This window comes from Bradyrhizobium sp. CIR48 (genome assembly GCF_014198315.1).
GTDB lineage: Bacteria > Pseudomonadota > Alphaproteobacteria > Rhizobiales > Xanthobacteraceae > Bradyrhizobium.
The window spans coordinates 425,364-438,935 of record NZ_JACIHG010000004.1; the positions used below are offsets into that span (position 1 = coordinate 425,364).

Sequence of the window (13,572 nt, forward strand, 5' to 3'; positions counted from 1 at the left end):
GAAAGCGTCAGGCCAAACCGGGCATCATTTCCCGGAATCAATCAGTGATTGAAATATCTGACTCATGAAAATACAGGTGCATTCTGCGCACAGTCGCGTTGAGGTAGCAAGCGGGATCGTGCGGCGTCGCCGTGTCGGGTCGTCGCTGGCTGGCGGCGGCGCTGCCTCCAGCGGTCGTTGTCTCCACGGCGACAGACTTGTGCTGGATGGGCTGACGCCGTTACGAGATATCCACCCGCGGCGGCGGGTACCGCCGCGCCAGCATCGACAGCGACAGATCGCGCTCGTCCGCCGGCAGCTCCAGATAAGCCAGCACCAGCGGCCGCTTCCAGTCGCCGACGCCGAAATCCATCGCCATCCATTTCTGCGGCTCGGGGCCCTCGAGGCCCCGGACCCAGACGAAATAGCGGGGGAGGTCGTCGGCGTCCGTCCTGCGTGTCCTGGCCATCAAACTGTCCGCTGCATCACATCGGTTGCCACAGGATATAGGGATCGGCGCGGGGAAGTGGAACGGCCTCAAGACGCGTAATCTCTCCTCCCCGTCATTGCGAGGAGCTCTTGCGACGAAGCAATCCAGACTGTTTCCGCTGATGCATTCCGGGATTGCTTCGCTGCGCTCGCAATGACGATGCGGATACACGGGGGAGAAACGAAGCCATTGAGCTGCAGGAGATGATTCTCGGCCGGAACAAGGTCTGTCTGGACACTCGCCGCTTGGTCACACAAGATTCTGGTTGACCGAAATTCGGAAATATCGTAGCTTTGCGTCATCCCGGCCCAAGGATAAGGGGCGTTTCGCGATCGTCACGATGCGCGGGCCGGGTGGCGGTGGACGTGGAGTGCATCGGCGCGCCAGCAATCGCAGGGCGGGTTGGCCCGTGAGCGGTTGAGCAGCGCGCACACGACCAGTGCGGTCCGCGTACGGCAAAAGCGTGTCGTCCTGACGCCCGGGGTCTGTGCGTCAAGGCTTGTGGTGGTGAAGCGGCCCGACCGGGCACGCGCGCCAGTCATCCGCAAGGCGACGGGGGCAATAGTGCATCGCTCCCCGGGGAGAGCGCGCCATAAGCCGTAAAACCATTGCGCAGGGAAAGGCCGGGATGTCCTGGGCTGCCCTGTATGCCGCTGTGCATTTGTCTTCGCAATTTGCGCGCAGCGGACCGCGGGTGCCAGCCGGCGCCCGGCCTTCCCTGCGCCCTTTCCAAGGAAGGGGCGTCAAGAGAAGCTCAAGACTCGGGCGTCATGCGTCGCGAGGCCGAAGAGGCGTGTCCTGTTACCTAGAAATTGAAGTGGGCACGCTGGTCCTGACGATCACCGCCACAACTCGCAGGTCGCCACGCGGTTGATGTCGGCGAGCCGGCGAGCGGCATTTCCGTGCAGATCGAGGCTTCCGACCAGCGTCAGCAGGCGCCGATAGGCGTCCTCGGCAATGTCGACCGGCAGCGGGGCCTCGTCAAAGGCCTCGACATAGCTGCCGATGACGCCGCTGAGCAGGCGGCACAGGCCGCGCTGGGCGGGATCGTGCTGGCCGAGCGTCTCGAGCTTCTGCTGAAAGGTCTGGAAGGTCCGCAAACCGTGGTGTTGCTGCGAGAGCCACGCGTGCAGGTCGTTCATATGAGCTCCTTCGAGTTACGGAAGAAGCTACCGGTTTATACAGTGGAGATGAGGGGATGGCTAGGGAGGGGGGAGAGCGAGTGTGTTGAGCCAGTCCGCCTTCGCCAAGGCTTCGGCGCGACAGCCTTCGCCGCTTCGCATGGATATGGCTGCGCCCGGCTTGCCGAGCCGTAGCTGCGAAGCAGCGAAGGCTGGTGCCCCTGGCCGGAATCGAACCAGCACTCCTTGCGGAACTCGATTTTGAGTCGAGCGCGTCTACCAGTTCCGCCACAGGGGCCCTCGGTCGGCCCTTGCAGGGAGCGTCGCGAAGCCGGCGGACTATAGCCATGAACAAAGCGGGGTCAACCCGCGCCAAAGTGATGTCAGCCGTTCTCGACAGCCGCATGGAGCGGGTCTAGAGGCTTAGGAGCGCGACCTACCGGAAAGAGGCTGCCGTGACGACCCAGAGTGCCGCCATACCTGCGTTCAAGCCGGCTGCGAGCGGCGCTGCGCTGACGGCCTCGCTGCTCGTCACGCTGATTGCCGCGGCGACCATCGCGGGCGCCTGGTTCTTCCAGCTCGTGCTGGAGATCCTGCCCTGTCCGCTCTGCCTGGAGCAGCGCTACGCCTATTATCTCGCGATTCCGCTCGGTGCGCTCACGGCGCTGGCGGCGCGGAGCGGCGCGCCGCGGCCGCTGCTGCTGGCGGGGCTGGCGATCCTCGCGCTGGCAACGCTCGCCAATGCCGGACTCGGCACCTACCATTCCGGCGTTGAGTGGGGGTTCTGGAAGGGGCCGACCGATTGCAGCGGTCCCGTCGTCAATCTCGGCAATGCCGGCGATCTGTTCTCAAAGCTCGACACCGTGAAGGTGGTGCGTTGCGACGAGGTGCAGTGGCGCTTCCTCGGCCTCTCGCTCGCCGGCTACAACGTCCTGATCTCGCTGCTGATGGCCGCGATTGCCGCGTGGGGATTTGCGAAGACGGCGAGAGGCTAGGTCAGCTGCCGTAGGGTGGGCAAAGGCGCGCCCTTCGCGCGCCGTGCCCACCACCTCGTAGTGATAAGGTCGAAAGAGAACGTGGGCACGGCGCTATGCGCCTTTGCCCACCCTACGAGAGCGGAGTTCGCGAGGCGCACTGCGCGCCATCAATCATCCACATCGTCCTGCGTGCGCCCGAACAGATGCACGATGCCCGGCGTTGCGATCGTCACGAACACGAAACGCGACAAATGGTGGGCCCCGACGAAGATCGGGTCGATGTGCAAGGTCAGCGCCAGCGCCAGCATGGCATCCATCGCGCCCGGTGCGAAGGCGACGACGGCGTCGGAGAATCTGACCTGGGTGGTCAGCGCCACGATGCCGACGAAGATGGCGGAGACGGCGATGGCGACCGTGAACGAGCCCAGCGCCGCGTTGAGGTGGCCGGCCAGCGTCTTGATCCGCATCCGCGCGAAGCGGCTGCCGATCAGCGCGCCGATGCCGACCAGCGCCACGCCGCGCACCCAGTCCGGCAGGCCGCCCTCGACCCAGCCGGCGCCATGCAGCACGCTCGAGCCGATCATGGCGCCGAACATCCAGCTCGCCGGAAACCTGATCAGGCGCAGGACCAGCGCCATGGCCAGCGAGGCCGCGACCAGCTCGACGAGATCGAGCGGCGAAGCGATCGTCGTCGCCAGCGACGGCGCGGCCGAGGGGACGACGCCTGCAAACGCGAGCACCATCGGCAGGGCCGCGGTGAGGATGATGACGCGCATGGTCTGCACCACCGCGATGCCCGGCAGGTCGGCGCCGCGCTCGACCGCCAGGATCGTGATCTGCGACAACGCGCCGGGGCTGCCGGCCAGGAAGGCCGAGGTGCGGTCCCAGCCATGGATGCGCTGGAGGTAATAGCTCGAGCCGAAGGTCGAGCAGAAGGTCGCGAGCGCAAGCAGCCCGATGGTGAGGGGATATGCGCCGACCTGCTGAAGCAGATGGCGCGAGACCACCGAGCCCAGCGAAATGCCGAGCAGCACCAGCACGGTCTGGGTCAGGAGCGGCGGCAGCGCGAGCTGGCGCCCGGCGATCGCGGCGATCCCGACCGCGATCATCGAGCCGGAGATCAACCCGCCGGGAAGGCCGGCGAGGAGAAACACAAGGCCGCCGGCTGTGCCGATGACGAGCGTCTCCGCCGTGCTCAAGATCTTGGCACGGCTCGGCCATTCAAACGACAGGGAGGCGGCGATTTGCTTCACGCCACCTTATCGCAAATCAGCGAGAGGCGCACAATTGCAGGCTCGTCATGCCGCAATGCGCGCGCCTCTCGCTGGAAGCTCGCGGAAGATCGTGTCGGGGCTACTTCTTGTCGGCAGCCGGCGCGGCGGCGCCCGCCTTGGCGGTCTTGATGCATTCGGAGCGGAATTTCTTGCGCTCCTTGCCGTGCAGGCCCTTGGCGTCGGCCTGCTTGGAGCATTCGAGCGACTCGGCCGAGCGCTCCTTCGGGGCTTTCTTGTCGGCCGTGGCGGCGTCGGTCTTCATATCGGTCTTGGCCGCCGGCGCGGCGGTCTGCGCGAAGGCAGTGCCGCCGGCGAGCAGGGAGGCGAGGGCGACGGCGGCGAGGCGAGAGGCGAGGGTCATGGTGTTGCACTCATCTTGCGAGAATTGCGAAGGGCTGCGAACGTCGGCTCGCATTGCTGAACGCGACATGAATAATCTGAACGGCGCCGTTACTATATTTTGGCAGCCGGGGGCCATCGCTTCCTTGTCGCAAATGGCCGGCACGCTAGGATAGCAATTCTTGTTTCACTTCCCCTCGGGGGAAGACCAAGGAGGAGACCTAAGGATGACCATTCAATCAAAAATGCTGTGCGCGATTGCGTTGTCGGGATTTGCTGCGCTCTCGGTATCGGCGCCGGCGCAGGCGCTGACGTCGCAGGAGTGCAGCGCCAAATACCAGGCGGCCAAGAAGGACGGCTCGCTCGGCACCATGAAGTGGAATGACTTCCGCAAGGCCCAGTGCGGCGCGGATGCAACGCCGGCTGCCGCCGCGCCGGCTGCTCCTGCACCGACCGCGGCTGCGCCCGCCGAGCCGAAGCAGGCCAAGAAGGAGGCGGCCCCCGCCGCCGCGCCGACCCTGCCGGCGGGACCTGCGATCTATCCGAACGCGATCGATCCGAAATATGCCAAGGAGACCCCGGGCAAGGGACGCCTGCACACCTGCGTCGATCAGTACAACGCCAACAAGACCACCAACGGCAACGGCGGCATGAAGTGGATCCAGAAGGGCGGCGGCTATTACAGCGAATGCAACAAGAAGCTGAAGGGCGCCGCCTGAGCTTCGAATCGATACGAAGGCCGGAGCACCGCTCCGGCCTTTTCACTTGATTTTGAGTTGGAGCATGATCTTTCGGAAAACCGCTGCACACTTTGCGCTCACGCGGCCCTTCGGGTCCGGATCATGCTCTAGTTGAGCAGCTTTTCGGCCGATTTCGCCACCAGTTGCGACCGCTTGCGCGGGCCGCGCTCGACGAACAACAGGCTCTGGCCGAAGATGAAGCAGTAGAACAGGAAGGCCTGTGCCTCGGCCTCCTCGGGTGCAAGCCCGGTCGCGCGATAGAGCTCGGCCACGTGCTTGAGCCGCGCTGCGTCCACGCTCGCCACGGCCGCCGCGGCGCTCTCGTCGGAGCGGGCCCATTGCCGGATCGCGAGCTCGATCGCCATGGCTTCCGGATTGAGCCGCTCGGAGTAGAGCTGGATCACCGCCTTCAGCCGTTCGCGGGGCGGTTGACCATCGAGGCGCGTCTGCTGCGCGATCGACGCGGCCCGCCCCTCGCGCCAATGTTGCAGCATGGCATCGAGCAGCGCGGCGCGGTCGGCGAAGCGGCGGTAGAAGCCGCCCTTGGTGACGCCGAGATTCTTGGCAAGCACCTCGACCCTGACACCCTCGACCCCCGCGCGGGCGAGTTCGGCAAACCCCGCCTCGACCCAGACATCGCCCTTGCCGTCGCTCATGAATGAAGCCTCTCGAACTCTTGATACGGTGCCGTATTGCTAACGCGTCTCGTGCCTGATACGCTACCGTATCAATCAATAAACAACGAGGGCGGAAAATGGCGATGGAGCAGGAGGCGACCTATCGCGGCACGGTCTATCCGTGGCAATGCGACCATGTCGGCCACATGAACATCATGTGGTATGTCGGCAAATTCGACGAAGCCAACTGGAACCTGTTCGCCCGCCTCGGCCTCACGCCGAGCTATTTGCGTTCCTCCGGCCGCGGCATGGCCGCCGTGCAGCAGAACATCGCCTACAGGCGCGAGCTGCTCGCCGGCGACATCGTCGAGATCCGCAGCCATCTGCTCGAGGTGCGCGACAAGTCGATCCGCTTCCGGCACGACATGACGAATGCCGAGACCGGCGAGATCGCCGCAACTTGCGAGATCACCGGCGTGCACATGGATCGAACCCAGCGCAAATCGGCGCCGTTCACGGATGCCGTCCGCGAGATCGCTTTGCGGCATCTCGCCGAGCCGGCCGAGGCCTGAGCCATGGCTGCGTTCGAGCCGAAGAACCCGGGCTATCGGGCGGCGGCCATCGCCATGTTCGACGGCCAGCCGGCGATGCACACGCTCGGCATCGTGATCGTCCGCCTCGCACCGGGCGAGGCCGAGCTGGCGATGCTGCATTCCGCGGCCTTCACCCAGCAGAACGGGTTTGTCCATGCCGGCATCATCACCGCCGGGCTGGACAACGCCTGCGGCGTTGCCGCCTTCACCTTGATGCCGCGCGAGGCTGATATCCTTACCGTCGAGTTCAAGACCACGCTGCTGGCCCCGGCTAGAGGCGAGCGCTTCGTCTTCAAGGCCGAGGTCGTCAAGCCCGGCCGCACGCTGACGTTCTGCGAGGCCAGGGCGTTTGCCGAGCACGAGGGCAAGACCACGCTGATCGCAACGATGACCGGCACGTTGATGGCGATGCTGCCGCGCATTGCAGCGCCGCCCGCGGCGAGTGCGTCCGGCGCATAGCCTGGCGGTCACGCTGCTGGTGCGATGACATCGCCGTCGCGACACTCTATATGACGAGTAACAATTCCCGGTCCCGACCGTATTCAGGGAGATGGGACCGAAACGGAACGAGATATGGCTGGATTTGGGACTAAGGGCCTTGCGCCGACGCGGCGCGCGGCGTTGACGTTGATCGGGGCGGGCGCCCTCGCACTGACGGGCGCCTCGGCGCGCGCGGCGACCGACGACAACGAGGTGCTGACCGAAGCCAAGGTGCTGCGCGATCCCGACACGCCCGTCGCCGGCAATCCCAACGGTAACGTCACCATCGTCGAATGGTCCGACTACAATTGCCCCTATTGCCGCAAGCTCGAGCCCGAGCTGCGCCAGGTCGTCCAGGACGACGGCAAGGTGCGGCTGGTGATGAAGGATTGGCCGATCCTCGGGCCGGTCTCCGTCACCGCGGCGCGGACCGCTCTCGCGGCAAAATTCCAGGACAAATACCATCAGGCCCATGATGCCTTGATGGGCGTCAGCTCGCGCCTGACCGAGCCGCGCATCAACGAGCTGCTTGCCGCCGCCGGCCTCGACATGGATCGCCTGAAGCGCGATCTCACCGGCCATGGCAGCGATATCGATGCGCTGCTCAAGCGCAACAACGAGCAGGCCGAAGCCTTCGGTTTCAGCGGCACCCCGTCTTTCATCGTCGGCAAGTACCGCGTCCCCGGCGTGCTCAGCATGACCGAGTTCGAGCAGGTCATCGCCGATGCGCGCAAGGCCAAGATGAACTGAGGCGCATCGGTCGGTAGCCAACGCAAAGGCGCCGCCGCGGAGCTCGCGACGGCGCCTCGTTCATGATGGGCGTTGTTACTTCGACGAGATCCGGACCCAGTCCTTGTGCGCGCGGTCGCGCAGCGCATCCCAATCCGCCTTCGCGACATCCCAGTTCACGATGGTGCGATTGGTGGTCGCGACTTCGCCATTGGCGACGGACGAGGTCTGCATGGAGTCATAGACATACACGCCGCCGGCAAGCAGCAGCGCGCCAAGGATCATTCCGAAAAAAGTCTGCATTTGCGAACCTCCGGTGGGCCAGCAATAACGTCGGCCCGGAGCGATGGTTCCGCGGCAGTGCGGCGCGGATAAGGACGGGTTGTTCACCCCGCGTTCAGCCACTGCACCAGCTCCGCGTTGATCTCGCGCGGATAGGTGTGGCTGAGGTCGTCGATCTCGCGATAGGTGACATCAGCGCCGGCCGCTGCGAGCGCTGCCTGGGTCTGGCGCGCGGTCTGCACCGGAAACATCCAGTCGAGCTTGCCGTGGGTGATGAAGATGGGCAGCCCCTGCAGGCGCGCGGCGTCGGCCATCTCCGCCATCAGCGGATGGAAGGTTGCCGAAACCGGCGCCAGATGGGTGAAAGGCGAGGCGCCGTCGAGGCCGCTGACGTAACTGAAGGTGCCGCCGTCGCTCATGCCGGTCAGCAGCATGCGCGAGGCGTCGATGCTCCAGCGGCTGCGCACGGTTTCGAGGATACGCATGAGGTTAGGCGTATCGGCATCATCACCCATCAGCGCCCAGGTCGGACCGGTCGCGGTTGGCGCCACCAGAATCGTGCCAAGGCTGCGGGCGTCGCGCAACCAGCTCCACAGGAAACCGCGTCCGTTGCCGCTGCCGCCATGCAGCGCCATCACCAGCGGCATGGCGCGCTCGGGCGTATAGTCCTCAGGCACATAGACCGAGAAGCCGCCGCGGCTGCCGGGTTCGTTGTGATCGTGGAAGATGCCGGTATTTTCGCTCGCGCCGACGTCGAGCCGCGACAACAGATCCGCATTTTCGCGATTGGCGGTGTTGAGGAAGAAGCTGCTTACGGGAGGAAATTGCATCGCCAGGGGATAAAGCGCCTCCTGCGCGCGCGGCACGTGGCGCAGCGCGCGGAAGACAGCGACGAGATCGCCATTGCCGCGCTCGACCTCGCGGATCCCGGCAAAGGCGGCGAGCGTCTCGCCGCAGGCGCAATCGAGCCGCTCGCGGAGGCCCGCGAACTGCTCCGGCCACTCTCCAATAGCCGCGTGTGCCGTTTGCAGCGCCTCATCCGGTGCGCCGATCGCGTTGATCACGGTAGCGAACGCCGGCGGATGCAGATGGCGTTGGAAGAAGCCGAGCGCTTCCAGCGCATTGAGCAGCGGCGGCAGCACGGCCACGATGTCGTCGATCACGGCCTCGCTCATCGCGGCTTCCTTCAGCGTGGGATCAATGCAGCTTCGGTGCCTTCAAGAGCTTGAAGCGATCGGTGGAGGTCACCGTGACGTCGAAGGTGACGCCTTGGTGGTACACGGTCAGCGGCACGTCGACGCCGGCGGTGCCGAGCGCCCACATCTTCTTGTAGAAGGCGGTCTGGCTCGTGACCTTGTCCCCGTTCACGGCGAGGATGATGTCGTCGGTCTTGAGCTCGGCGCGCGCGGCAGGGCCGTTGGGGGAGATCCCGATCACGACCAAGCGGTTGTCGATCTCGGTCGAGTAGAGCCCGAGCCAGGGGCGCGCCGGCTTGTTGACGCGACCGAACTTGCGCAGATCGTCCAGGATCGGCTTCAAGAGGTCGATCGGCACGACCATGTTGACATGCTCGGCCTTGCCGTCGCGCTCGCGCTCCAGCTGAAGCGAGCCGATGCCGATCAGCTCGCCGCGCTCGTTGAGCAGCGCCGTGCCGCCCCAGTTCGGATGCGCGGGATAGGTGAAGACGGCTTCGTCCAGCAGATATTCCCAATAGCCGGCGAACTCCTGCTTGGCCACGATCTGGCTGGCGACCGAGCGCGTGCGGCCGCCGGCGCCGCCGACCACGACGCGGTCGCCGATCCCGGCTTCCGCCGACCTGCCGAGCGGCAACGGTTCGACGTCGAGCTCACCGAGGGCTTGCACCAGGCCGAAGCCGGTTTCGGAATCGAAACCGAGCGCATGGCCTTCGACCACCCGCCCATCGCCGAGGTGCAGCCACACCGATTCCGCCTCGGTGATGAGATAGCCGATGGTGAGCACCAGTCCGTGATCGATCACGACGCCGTTGCCGGCGCGTTCGGTGCCCAGCGTCTCGGCGCTGAAGGCGTCCGGCGGGACGATGGCGTGCAGGCCAACGACGGATGCGAGCGCGCGGTCGAGATCGAAACCGTAGTCGCCCGCACGCGGCTGATTGGCCGGCGGCACTCTCCATTCGGTCAAAGCGGGCATGGAGTTCTCCTGGCTGAGTGCATCGCTCCGTGATTGCTGCAGAGCGTCGCGCGAAGCCCGCATAATTTAGGCCGGGGCAGGCCGTCTTGAAAGCCTCGTTCCCAATTATTCGTGAGAGCGCCGCGTGAAATCTTTGAAAGGCACGGAAACACCTTGTGCACGAGCGGTAGGCACCCCTCAATCCGGCATGCGCCGCATGGCTGGTGTCCGGCGAGGTGCTAGGCGCCGTACCATGAAGCTGCTAACCATTGCCGCTTCGTTTGACCAAGGGATCACGGACCGAAGCAATGGACAACCGCAGCGACATCTGGCGTGGCGTCGACACGATCAAGGGGCGTTTCATCGACCTCAGCGACAAGGTCTGGGGCATGCCCGAGGTATGCTACACCGAGGCGCGGTCCGCCGCCGAGCATCTCGCCGAGCTGCGTCATCAGGGTTTCCGCATCACCGAGAACGTCGCCGGCATTCCGACCGCAGTGATGGGCGAGTGGGGCGAGGGCGGTCCGGTCATCGCATTCATGGGCGAATATGACGCGCTACCCGGTCTCAGCCAGGAAGCGGGTGTCGCCGAGCATCGTCCGATCGAAGCCGGCGGACACGGACATGGCTGTGGTCACAATCTGCTGGGTTCCGCCGCGCTGCTCGCCGCGACCGCGGTGAAGGACTGGCTTGCCGAAAACAAGGTGCCAGGTCGCGTGCGCTATTATGGCTGCCCGGCTGAAGAAGGCGGCGCAGCAAAGGCCTTCATGGTGCGCTCGGGGGCGTTCGAGGACGCCGACATCGCCATCACCTGGCATCCGCACAGCTTCTGGGAGGTCGCGGTGACGCCGTCGCTCGCCAACACGCGCGCGGATTTCATCTTCACCGGTCGCACCTCGCATGCCGCGGCCTCGCCGCATCTCGGCCGCTCCGCGCTCGATGCGGTGGAGTTGATGAATGTCGGCGTGAACTACATGCGCGAGCACATGCCGAGCGATGCGCGGGTTCATTACGCGCTGCTCGACACCGGCGGCATTGCGCCGAACGTGGTCCAGGCCCATGCGCGGGTGCGCTATTCGATCCGCGCTCGTGACCTTCCCGGCATGAACGAGCTGGTCGGACGTGTGAGCAAGATCGCCGAGGGCGCGGCGCTGATGACCGAGACCAAGGTCGAGATGAAGATCATCTCCGCGGTCTCCAACATCCTGCCGAACACGCCGCTGGAGCAGGCGCTGCACCGGGTCATGGAAGAGCTCGGACCGCCGCATTTCGACGATGCGGACAAGGGTTTTGCCAGCCAGATCCGCGCGACCTTGAGCGACAAGGATATCGCGTCGGTCTATTACGCGATCGGCATGGAGCAGACCGATCGGCCGCTGGCCGACTTCCTGGTGCCGCTCGATGCCAAGCGCAACCCGCTGGTCGGCTCGACCGACGTCGGCGACGTCAGCTGGGTGGTGCCGACCGTGCAGGTTCACGCCCCCACGGTTGCAATCGGCACGCCGTTCCACACCTGGCAGGTGGTGGCGCAGGGCAAGAGCCCGCATGCCCACAAGGCCATGGTGCAGGCCGCCAAGGCGATGGCCGGTCTCGGCATCAAGGCGCTGACAGATCCGGAACTGATCAAGGCGGCCAAGTCCGACTTGAAGAAGCGAACGGCCAAGACGCCGTATGTCTGTCCGCTGCCGGATCACGTCGAGCCGCCGCTCGACATGTCCGTCGCGTAGAATTTCGCCTCCACACTTCGTCTGATCCTGCGAACAAATTTTCCGCAGTGCAGCGTGCAATCCAGCATGTTTTGATGCTGGATTGCCGAACGGATGGGCTGCAGAACACAGTTTTGCCCAACAGACAGCCAGAAGACCGTTTGCATACACACGGTCCCAGTTGACGCGCCCCCCATTCGGTGTGCCATCTACTGCCAGCTAATTGGGTGGCCGCCTCTGACGGCCGTCTTCATCACGATGGGAACCAGACGGGGGACAACCATGCTGGATAAAGAACTGCGTTCGATGATCGGCCAGGTGAAGGACGGACGGATGGATCGCCGCGCCTTCATCACGCGCATGGCCGCGGTCGGTCTCACTGCCCCGCTGGCCAACCAGATCCTCGCGCTCGGCGGCGTCGCCATGGCCGAGGGCGCCTCGACCTACAAGCCGACCAAGCGTGGCGGCGGTGGTGCGCTGAAGCTGCTGTGGTGGCAGGGCCCGACCTTGCTCAATCCGCATTTCGCCACCGGCACCAAGGACCAGGACGGTGCGCGCTTGTTCTACGAGCCGCTGGCCTGTTGGGATCCCGACGGCAACATGAAGCTGGTTCTCGCCGCCGAAATTCCCTCGATCCAGAACGGCGGCCTGGCCGCCGACGGCAAGTCGGTGACCTGGAAGCTCAAGCCCGGCGTTAAATGGCATGACGGCGCGCCGTTCACGGCCGACGACGTCGTGTTCAACTGGGAATACGCCAAGGATCCCGCGACCTCCGCGCTGACGATCGCGACGCTCCGCGACATCACGGTGGAGAAAGTGGATGACCTCACGGTCCGCATCCTCTTCAACAAGCCGACGCCGTTCTGGGCCGACGCCTTCGTCGGTGCGCCCAACACCATTATCCCGAAACATCTGTTCAAGGACTATATGGGGTCCAAATCGCGGGAGGCGCCGACCAACCTCTCGCCGGTCGGTACCGGCCCCTACAAGTTCGTCGAGTTCAAGCCGGGCGACCTCGTCCGCGGCGTGCTCAACCCCGATTATCACATGCCGAACCGCCCCTATTTCGACTCGGTCGAGATGAAGGGTGGCGGCGACGCCGTCTCGGCCGCGCGCGCGGTGATCCAGACCGGCGAATACGATTTCGGCTGGAACATCCAGGTCGAGGACGACGTGCTGTTGCGTCTGGAGAAGGGCGGCAAGGGCAAGACCGTCTATGCGGTCGGTGGCGACACCGAGTTCATCGCGCTGAACTTCACCGATCCCAACACCGAGGTCGATGGCGAACGCTCCTCGATCAAGACCAAGCACCCGCTGTTCTCGGATCCGGCGGTGCGCAAGGCGCTCTCGCTGCTGATCGATCGCGAGTCGGTCAAGAAGGCGATCTATGGTCGCGCAGGCCGCACCACGGCCAACTTCCTCAACGGTCCCGAAAAATTCGTCTCCAAGAACACCTCGTGGGAGTTCAGCATCGAGAAGGCCTCGAAGATCCTCGACGAGGCCGGCTGGAAGCCGGGCGCCGACGGCATCCGCGAGAAGGACGGCAAGAAGCTGAAGCTGCTCTACCAGACCTCGATCAACGGTCCGCGCCAGAAGACCCAGGCAATCGTCAAGCAGGCCTGCCAGAAGGCGGGCATCGACGTCGAATTGAAATCGGTCGTCGCCTCCGTGTTCTTCTCGTCCGACGTCGGCAATCCCGATACCTATTCCAAGTTCTACGCCGACATGGAGATGTTCCAGATCCCGCTGAGCCAGCCCGATCCGTCGCAGCACATGCGTCGCTATCTCTCGACCCTCGTCGCCACCAAGGAGAACAAGTGGCAGGGCACCAACTTCCCGCGCTGGGTCAACAAGGAGTACGACGCAACCATCCAGGCTGCGGACGGCGAGATGGATCCGGTCAAGCGCGCCGCGCTCTACATCAAGGCCAACGACCTGATGTACCAGGACATCGTGTTCATCCCGGTGCAGCATCGCCTGAAGGTCGAGGCGGCGGCCAACAATCTGCGCCCGGTCGTGTCCGGCTGGGCCAACGAAACCGACAATCTGTTCGACTGGTACCGCGAGGAATGATCCCCCAACTCTAGACGGGGCCTT

15 protein-coding genes and 1 tRNA gene are annotated in these 13,572 nt (G+C 64.9%); 7 read left to right on the plus strand and 9 right to left on the minus strand.

All coding sequences use genetic code 11. The features are described 5' to 3' along the window. Window positions 1-220: 220 nt before the first annotated feature. The 3 genes from GGD66_RS15570 to GGD66_RS15580 form a co-directional block, all read right to left on the minus strand. Window positions 221-448 carry a hypothetical protein gene (locus tag GGD66_RS15570; protein ID WP_183258277.1) on the minus strand — a complete coding sequence of 76 codons (228 nt, stop codon included), beginning with the start codon at window positions 446-448 and terminating at the stop codon, window positions 221-223. An 860-nt stretch (window positions 449-1,308) separates the two neighbouring features. Next, on the minus strand, window positions 1,309-1,611 hold the full coding sequence (locus tag GGD66_RS15575) for a hypothetical protein (protein WP_183236702.1): 303 nt from the start codon (window positions 1,609-1,611) through the stop codon (window positions 1,309-1,311). Between the two features lie 192 nt (window positions 1,612-1,803). Next, window positions 1,804-1,888 (minus strand) — tRNA-Leu (locus GGD66_RS15580). 157 nt (window positions 1,889-2,045) lie between these two features. On the opposite strand from GGD66_RS15580, the gene GGD66_RS15585 reads away from it, so the two are divergent. Beyond that, window positions 2,046-2,585: a disulfide bond formation protein B gene (locus GGD66_RS15585; RefSeq protein ID WP_179731930.1), complete on the plus strand. Its 540-nt coding sequence runs from the start codon at window positions 2,046-2,048 to the stop codon at window positions 2,583-2,585. Window positions 2,586-2,734: 149 nt separating this feature from the next. Here GGD66_RS15585 and GGD66_RS15590 read toward each other — a convergent pair whose 3' ends face one another. Both GGD66_RS15590 and GGD66_RS15595 read right to left on the minus strand, forming a co-directional pair. Then, window positions 2,735-3,820, minus strand: coding sequence for an AbrB family transcriptional regulator (locus GGD66_RS15590; RefSeq protein WP_183236701.1), 1,086 nt, complete (start codon window positions 3,818-3,820; stop codon window positions 2,735-2,737). 100 nt (window positions 3,821-3,920) lie between these two features. Then, window positions 3,921-4,202 carry a PsiF family protein gene (locus tag GGD66_RS15595; RefSeq protein ID WP_183236700.1) on the minus strand — a complete coding sequence of 94 codons (282 nt, stop codon included), beginning with the start codon at window positions 4,200-4,202 and terminating at the stop codon, window positions 3,921-3,923. 205 nt (window positions 4,203-4,407) lie between these two features. Between GGD66_RS15595 and GGD66_RS15600 the strand changes: the two genes are divergently transcribed. Then, on the plus strand, window positions 4,408-4,899 hold the full coding sequence (locus tag GGD66_RS15600) for a hypothetical protein (RefSeq protein ID WP_179731924.1): 492 nt from the start codon (window positions 4,408-4,410) through the stop codon (window positions 4,897-4,899). 128 nt (window positions 4,900-5,027) lie between these two features. On the opposite strand, the gene GGD66_RS15605 is transcribed toward GGD66_RS15600, so the two are convergent. Further along, complete coding sequence (locus tag GGD66_RS15605; protein WP_092255744.1) at window positions 5,028-5,576, minus strand: TetR/AcrR family transcriptional regulator; 549 nt, start codon at window positions 5,574-5,576, stop codon at window positions 5,028-5,030. Between the two features lie 104 nt (window positions 5,577-5,680). Between GGD66_RS15605 and GGD66_RS15610 the strand changes: the two genes are divergently transcribed. The 3 genes from GGD66_RS15610 (at window position 5,681) to GGD66_RS15620 (ending at window position 7,360) form a co-directional block, all read left to right on the plus strand. Then, a complete protein-coding gene (locus tag GGD66_RS15610; RefSeq protein WP_183258376.1) occupies window positions 5,681-6,109 on the plus strand; it encodes a thioesterase family protein in 429 nt (142 codons plus the stop codon). Window positions 6,110-6,112: 3 nt separating this feature from the next. Next, on the plus strand, window positions 6,113-6,589 hold the full coding sequence (locus tag GGD66_RS15615; protein WP_183236698.1) for a PaaI family thioesterase: 477 nt from the start codon (window positions 6,113-6,115) through the stop codon (window positions 6,587-6,589). 114 nt (window positions 6,590-6,703) lie between these two features. Next, complete coding sequence (locus tag GGD66_RS15620; RefSeq protein WP_183236697.1) at window positions 6,704-7,360, plus strand: DsbA family protein; 657 nt, start codon at window positions 6,704-6,706, stop codon at window positions 7,358-7,360. 75 nt (window positions 7,361-7,435) lie between these two features. Here GGD66_RS15620 and GGD66_RS15625 read toward each other — a convergent pair whose 3' ends face one another. The 3 genes from GGD66_RS15625 to GGD66_RS15635 all read right to left on the minus strand — a co-directional run bounded on the left by GGD66_RS15625 (window position 7,436) and on the right by GGD66_RS15635 (window position 9,790). Further along, window positions 7,436-7,642, minus strand: a complete 207-nt coding sequence (locus GGD66_RS15625; protein WP_018316294.1) for a hypothetical protein — start codon at window positions 7,640-7,642, stop codon at window positions 7,436-7,438. 83 nt (window positions 7,643-7,725) lie between these two features. Beyond that, window positions 7,726-8,796, minus strand: coding sequence for a phospholipase (locus GGD66_RS15630; RefSeq protein ID WP_183258278.1), 1,071 nt, complete (start codon window positions 8,794-8,796; stop codon window positions 7,726-7,728). A gap of 22 nt (window positions 8,797-8,818) precedes the next feature. After that, window positions 8,819-9,790 (minus strand): S1C family serine protease, encoded by a 972-nt coding sequence (locus tag GGD66_RS15635; RefSeq protein WP_183258279.1) that lies wholly within the window; start codon window positions 9,788-9,790, stop codon window positions 8,819-8,821. Window positions 9,791-10,077: 287 nt separating this feature from the next. Here GGD66_RS15635 and GGD66_RS15640 point away from each other — a divergent pair, with 287 nt between their 5' ends. Then, window positions 10,078-11,496, plus strand: a complete 1,419-nt coding sequence (locus tag GGD66_RS15640) for a M20 family metallopeptidase (RefSeq protein WP_183258280.1) — start codon at window positions 10,078-10,080, stop codon at window positions 11,494-11,496. A gap of 261 nt (window positions 11,497-11,757) precedes the next feature. Beyond that, window positions 11,758-13,548 carry a peptide ABC transporter substrate-binding protein gene (locus tag GGD66_RS15645; protein WP_183258281.1) on the plus strand — a complete coding sequence of 597 codons (1,791 nt, stop codon included), beginning with the start codon at window positions 11,758-11,760 and terminating at the stop codon, window positions 13,546-13,548. The last annotated feature ends 24 nt before the right edge of the window (window positions 13,549-13,572 follow it).

Coding starts and splice junctions, on each gene's coding strand:
- GGD66_RS15570 (WP_183258277.1), bottom strand. CDS start 448: ATGGCCAGGACACGCAGGACGGACGCCGACGACCTCCCCCGCTATTTC.
- GGD66_RS15575 (WP_183236702.1), bottom strand. CDS start 1,611: ATGAACGACCTGCACGCGTGGCTCTCGCAGCAACACCACGGTTTGCGG.
- GGD66_RS15595 (WP_183236700.1), bottom strand. CDS start 4,202: ATGACCCTCGCCTCTCGCCTCGCCGCCGTCGCCCTCGCCTCCCTGCTC.
- GGD66_RS15600 (WP_179731924.1), top strand. CDS start 4,408: ATGACCATTCAATCAAAAATGCTGTGCGCGATTGCGTTGTCGGGATTT.
- GGD66_RS15605 (WP_092255744.1), bottom strand. CDS start 5,576: ATGAGCGACGGCAAGGGCGATGTCTGGGTCGAGGCGGGGTTTGCCGAA.
- GGD66_RS15610 (WP_183258376.1), top strand. CDS start 5,681: ATGGAGCAGGAGGCGACCTATCGCGGCACGGTCTATCCGTGGCAATGC.
- GGD66_RS15615 (WP_183236698.1), top strand. CDS start 6,113: ATGGCTGCGTTCGAGCCGAAGAACCCGGGCTATCGGGCGGCGGCCATC.
- GGD66_RS15620 (WP_183236697.1), top strand. CDS start 6,704: ATGGCTGGATTTGGGACTAAGGGCCTTGCGCCGACGCGGCGCGCGGCG.
- GGD66_RS15625 (WP_018316294.1), bottom strand. CDS start 7,642: ATGCAGACTTTTTTCGGAATGATCCTTGGCGCGCTGCTGCTTGCCGGC.
- GGD66_RS15630 (WP_183258278.1), bottom strand. CDS start 8,796: ATGAGCGAGGCCGTGATCGACGACATCGTGGCCGTGCTGCCGCCGCTG.
- GGD66_RS15635 (WP_183258279.1), bottom strand. CDS start 9,790: ATGCCCGCTTTGACCGAATGGAGAGTGCCGCCGGCCAATCAGCCGCGT.
- GGD66_RS15640 (WP_183258280.1), top strand. CDS start 10,078: ATGGACAACCGCAGCGACATCTGGCGTGGCGTCGACACGATCAAGGGG.
- GGD66_RS15645 (WP_183258281.1), top strand. CDS start 11,758: ATGCTGGATAAAGAACTGCGTTCGATGATCGGCCAGGTGAAGGACGGA.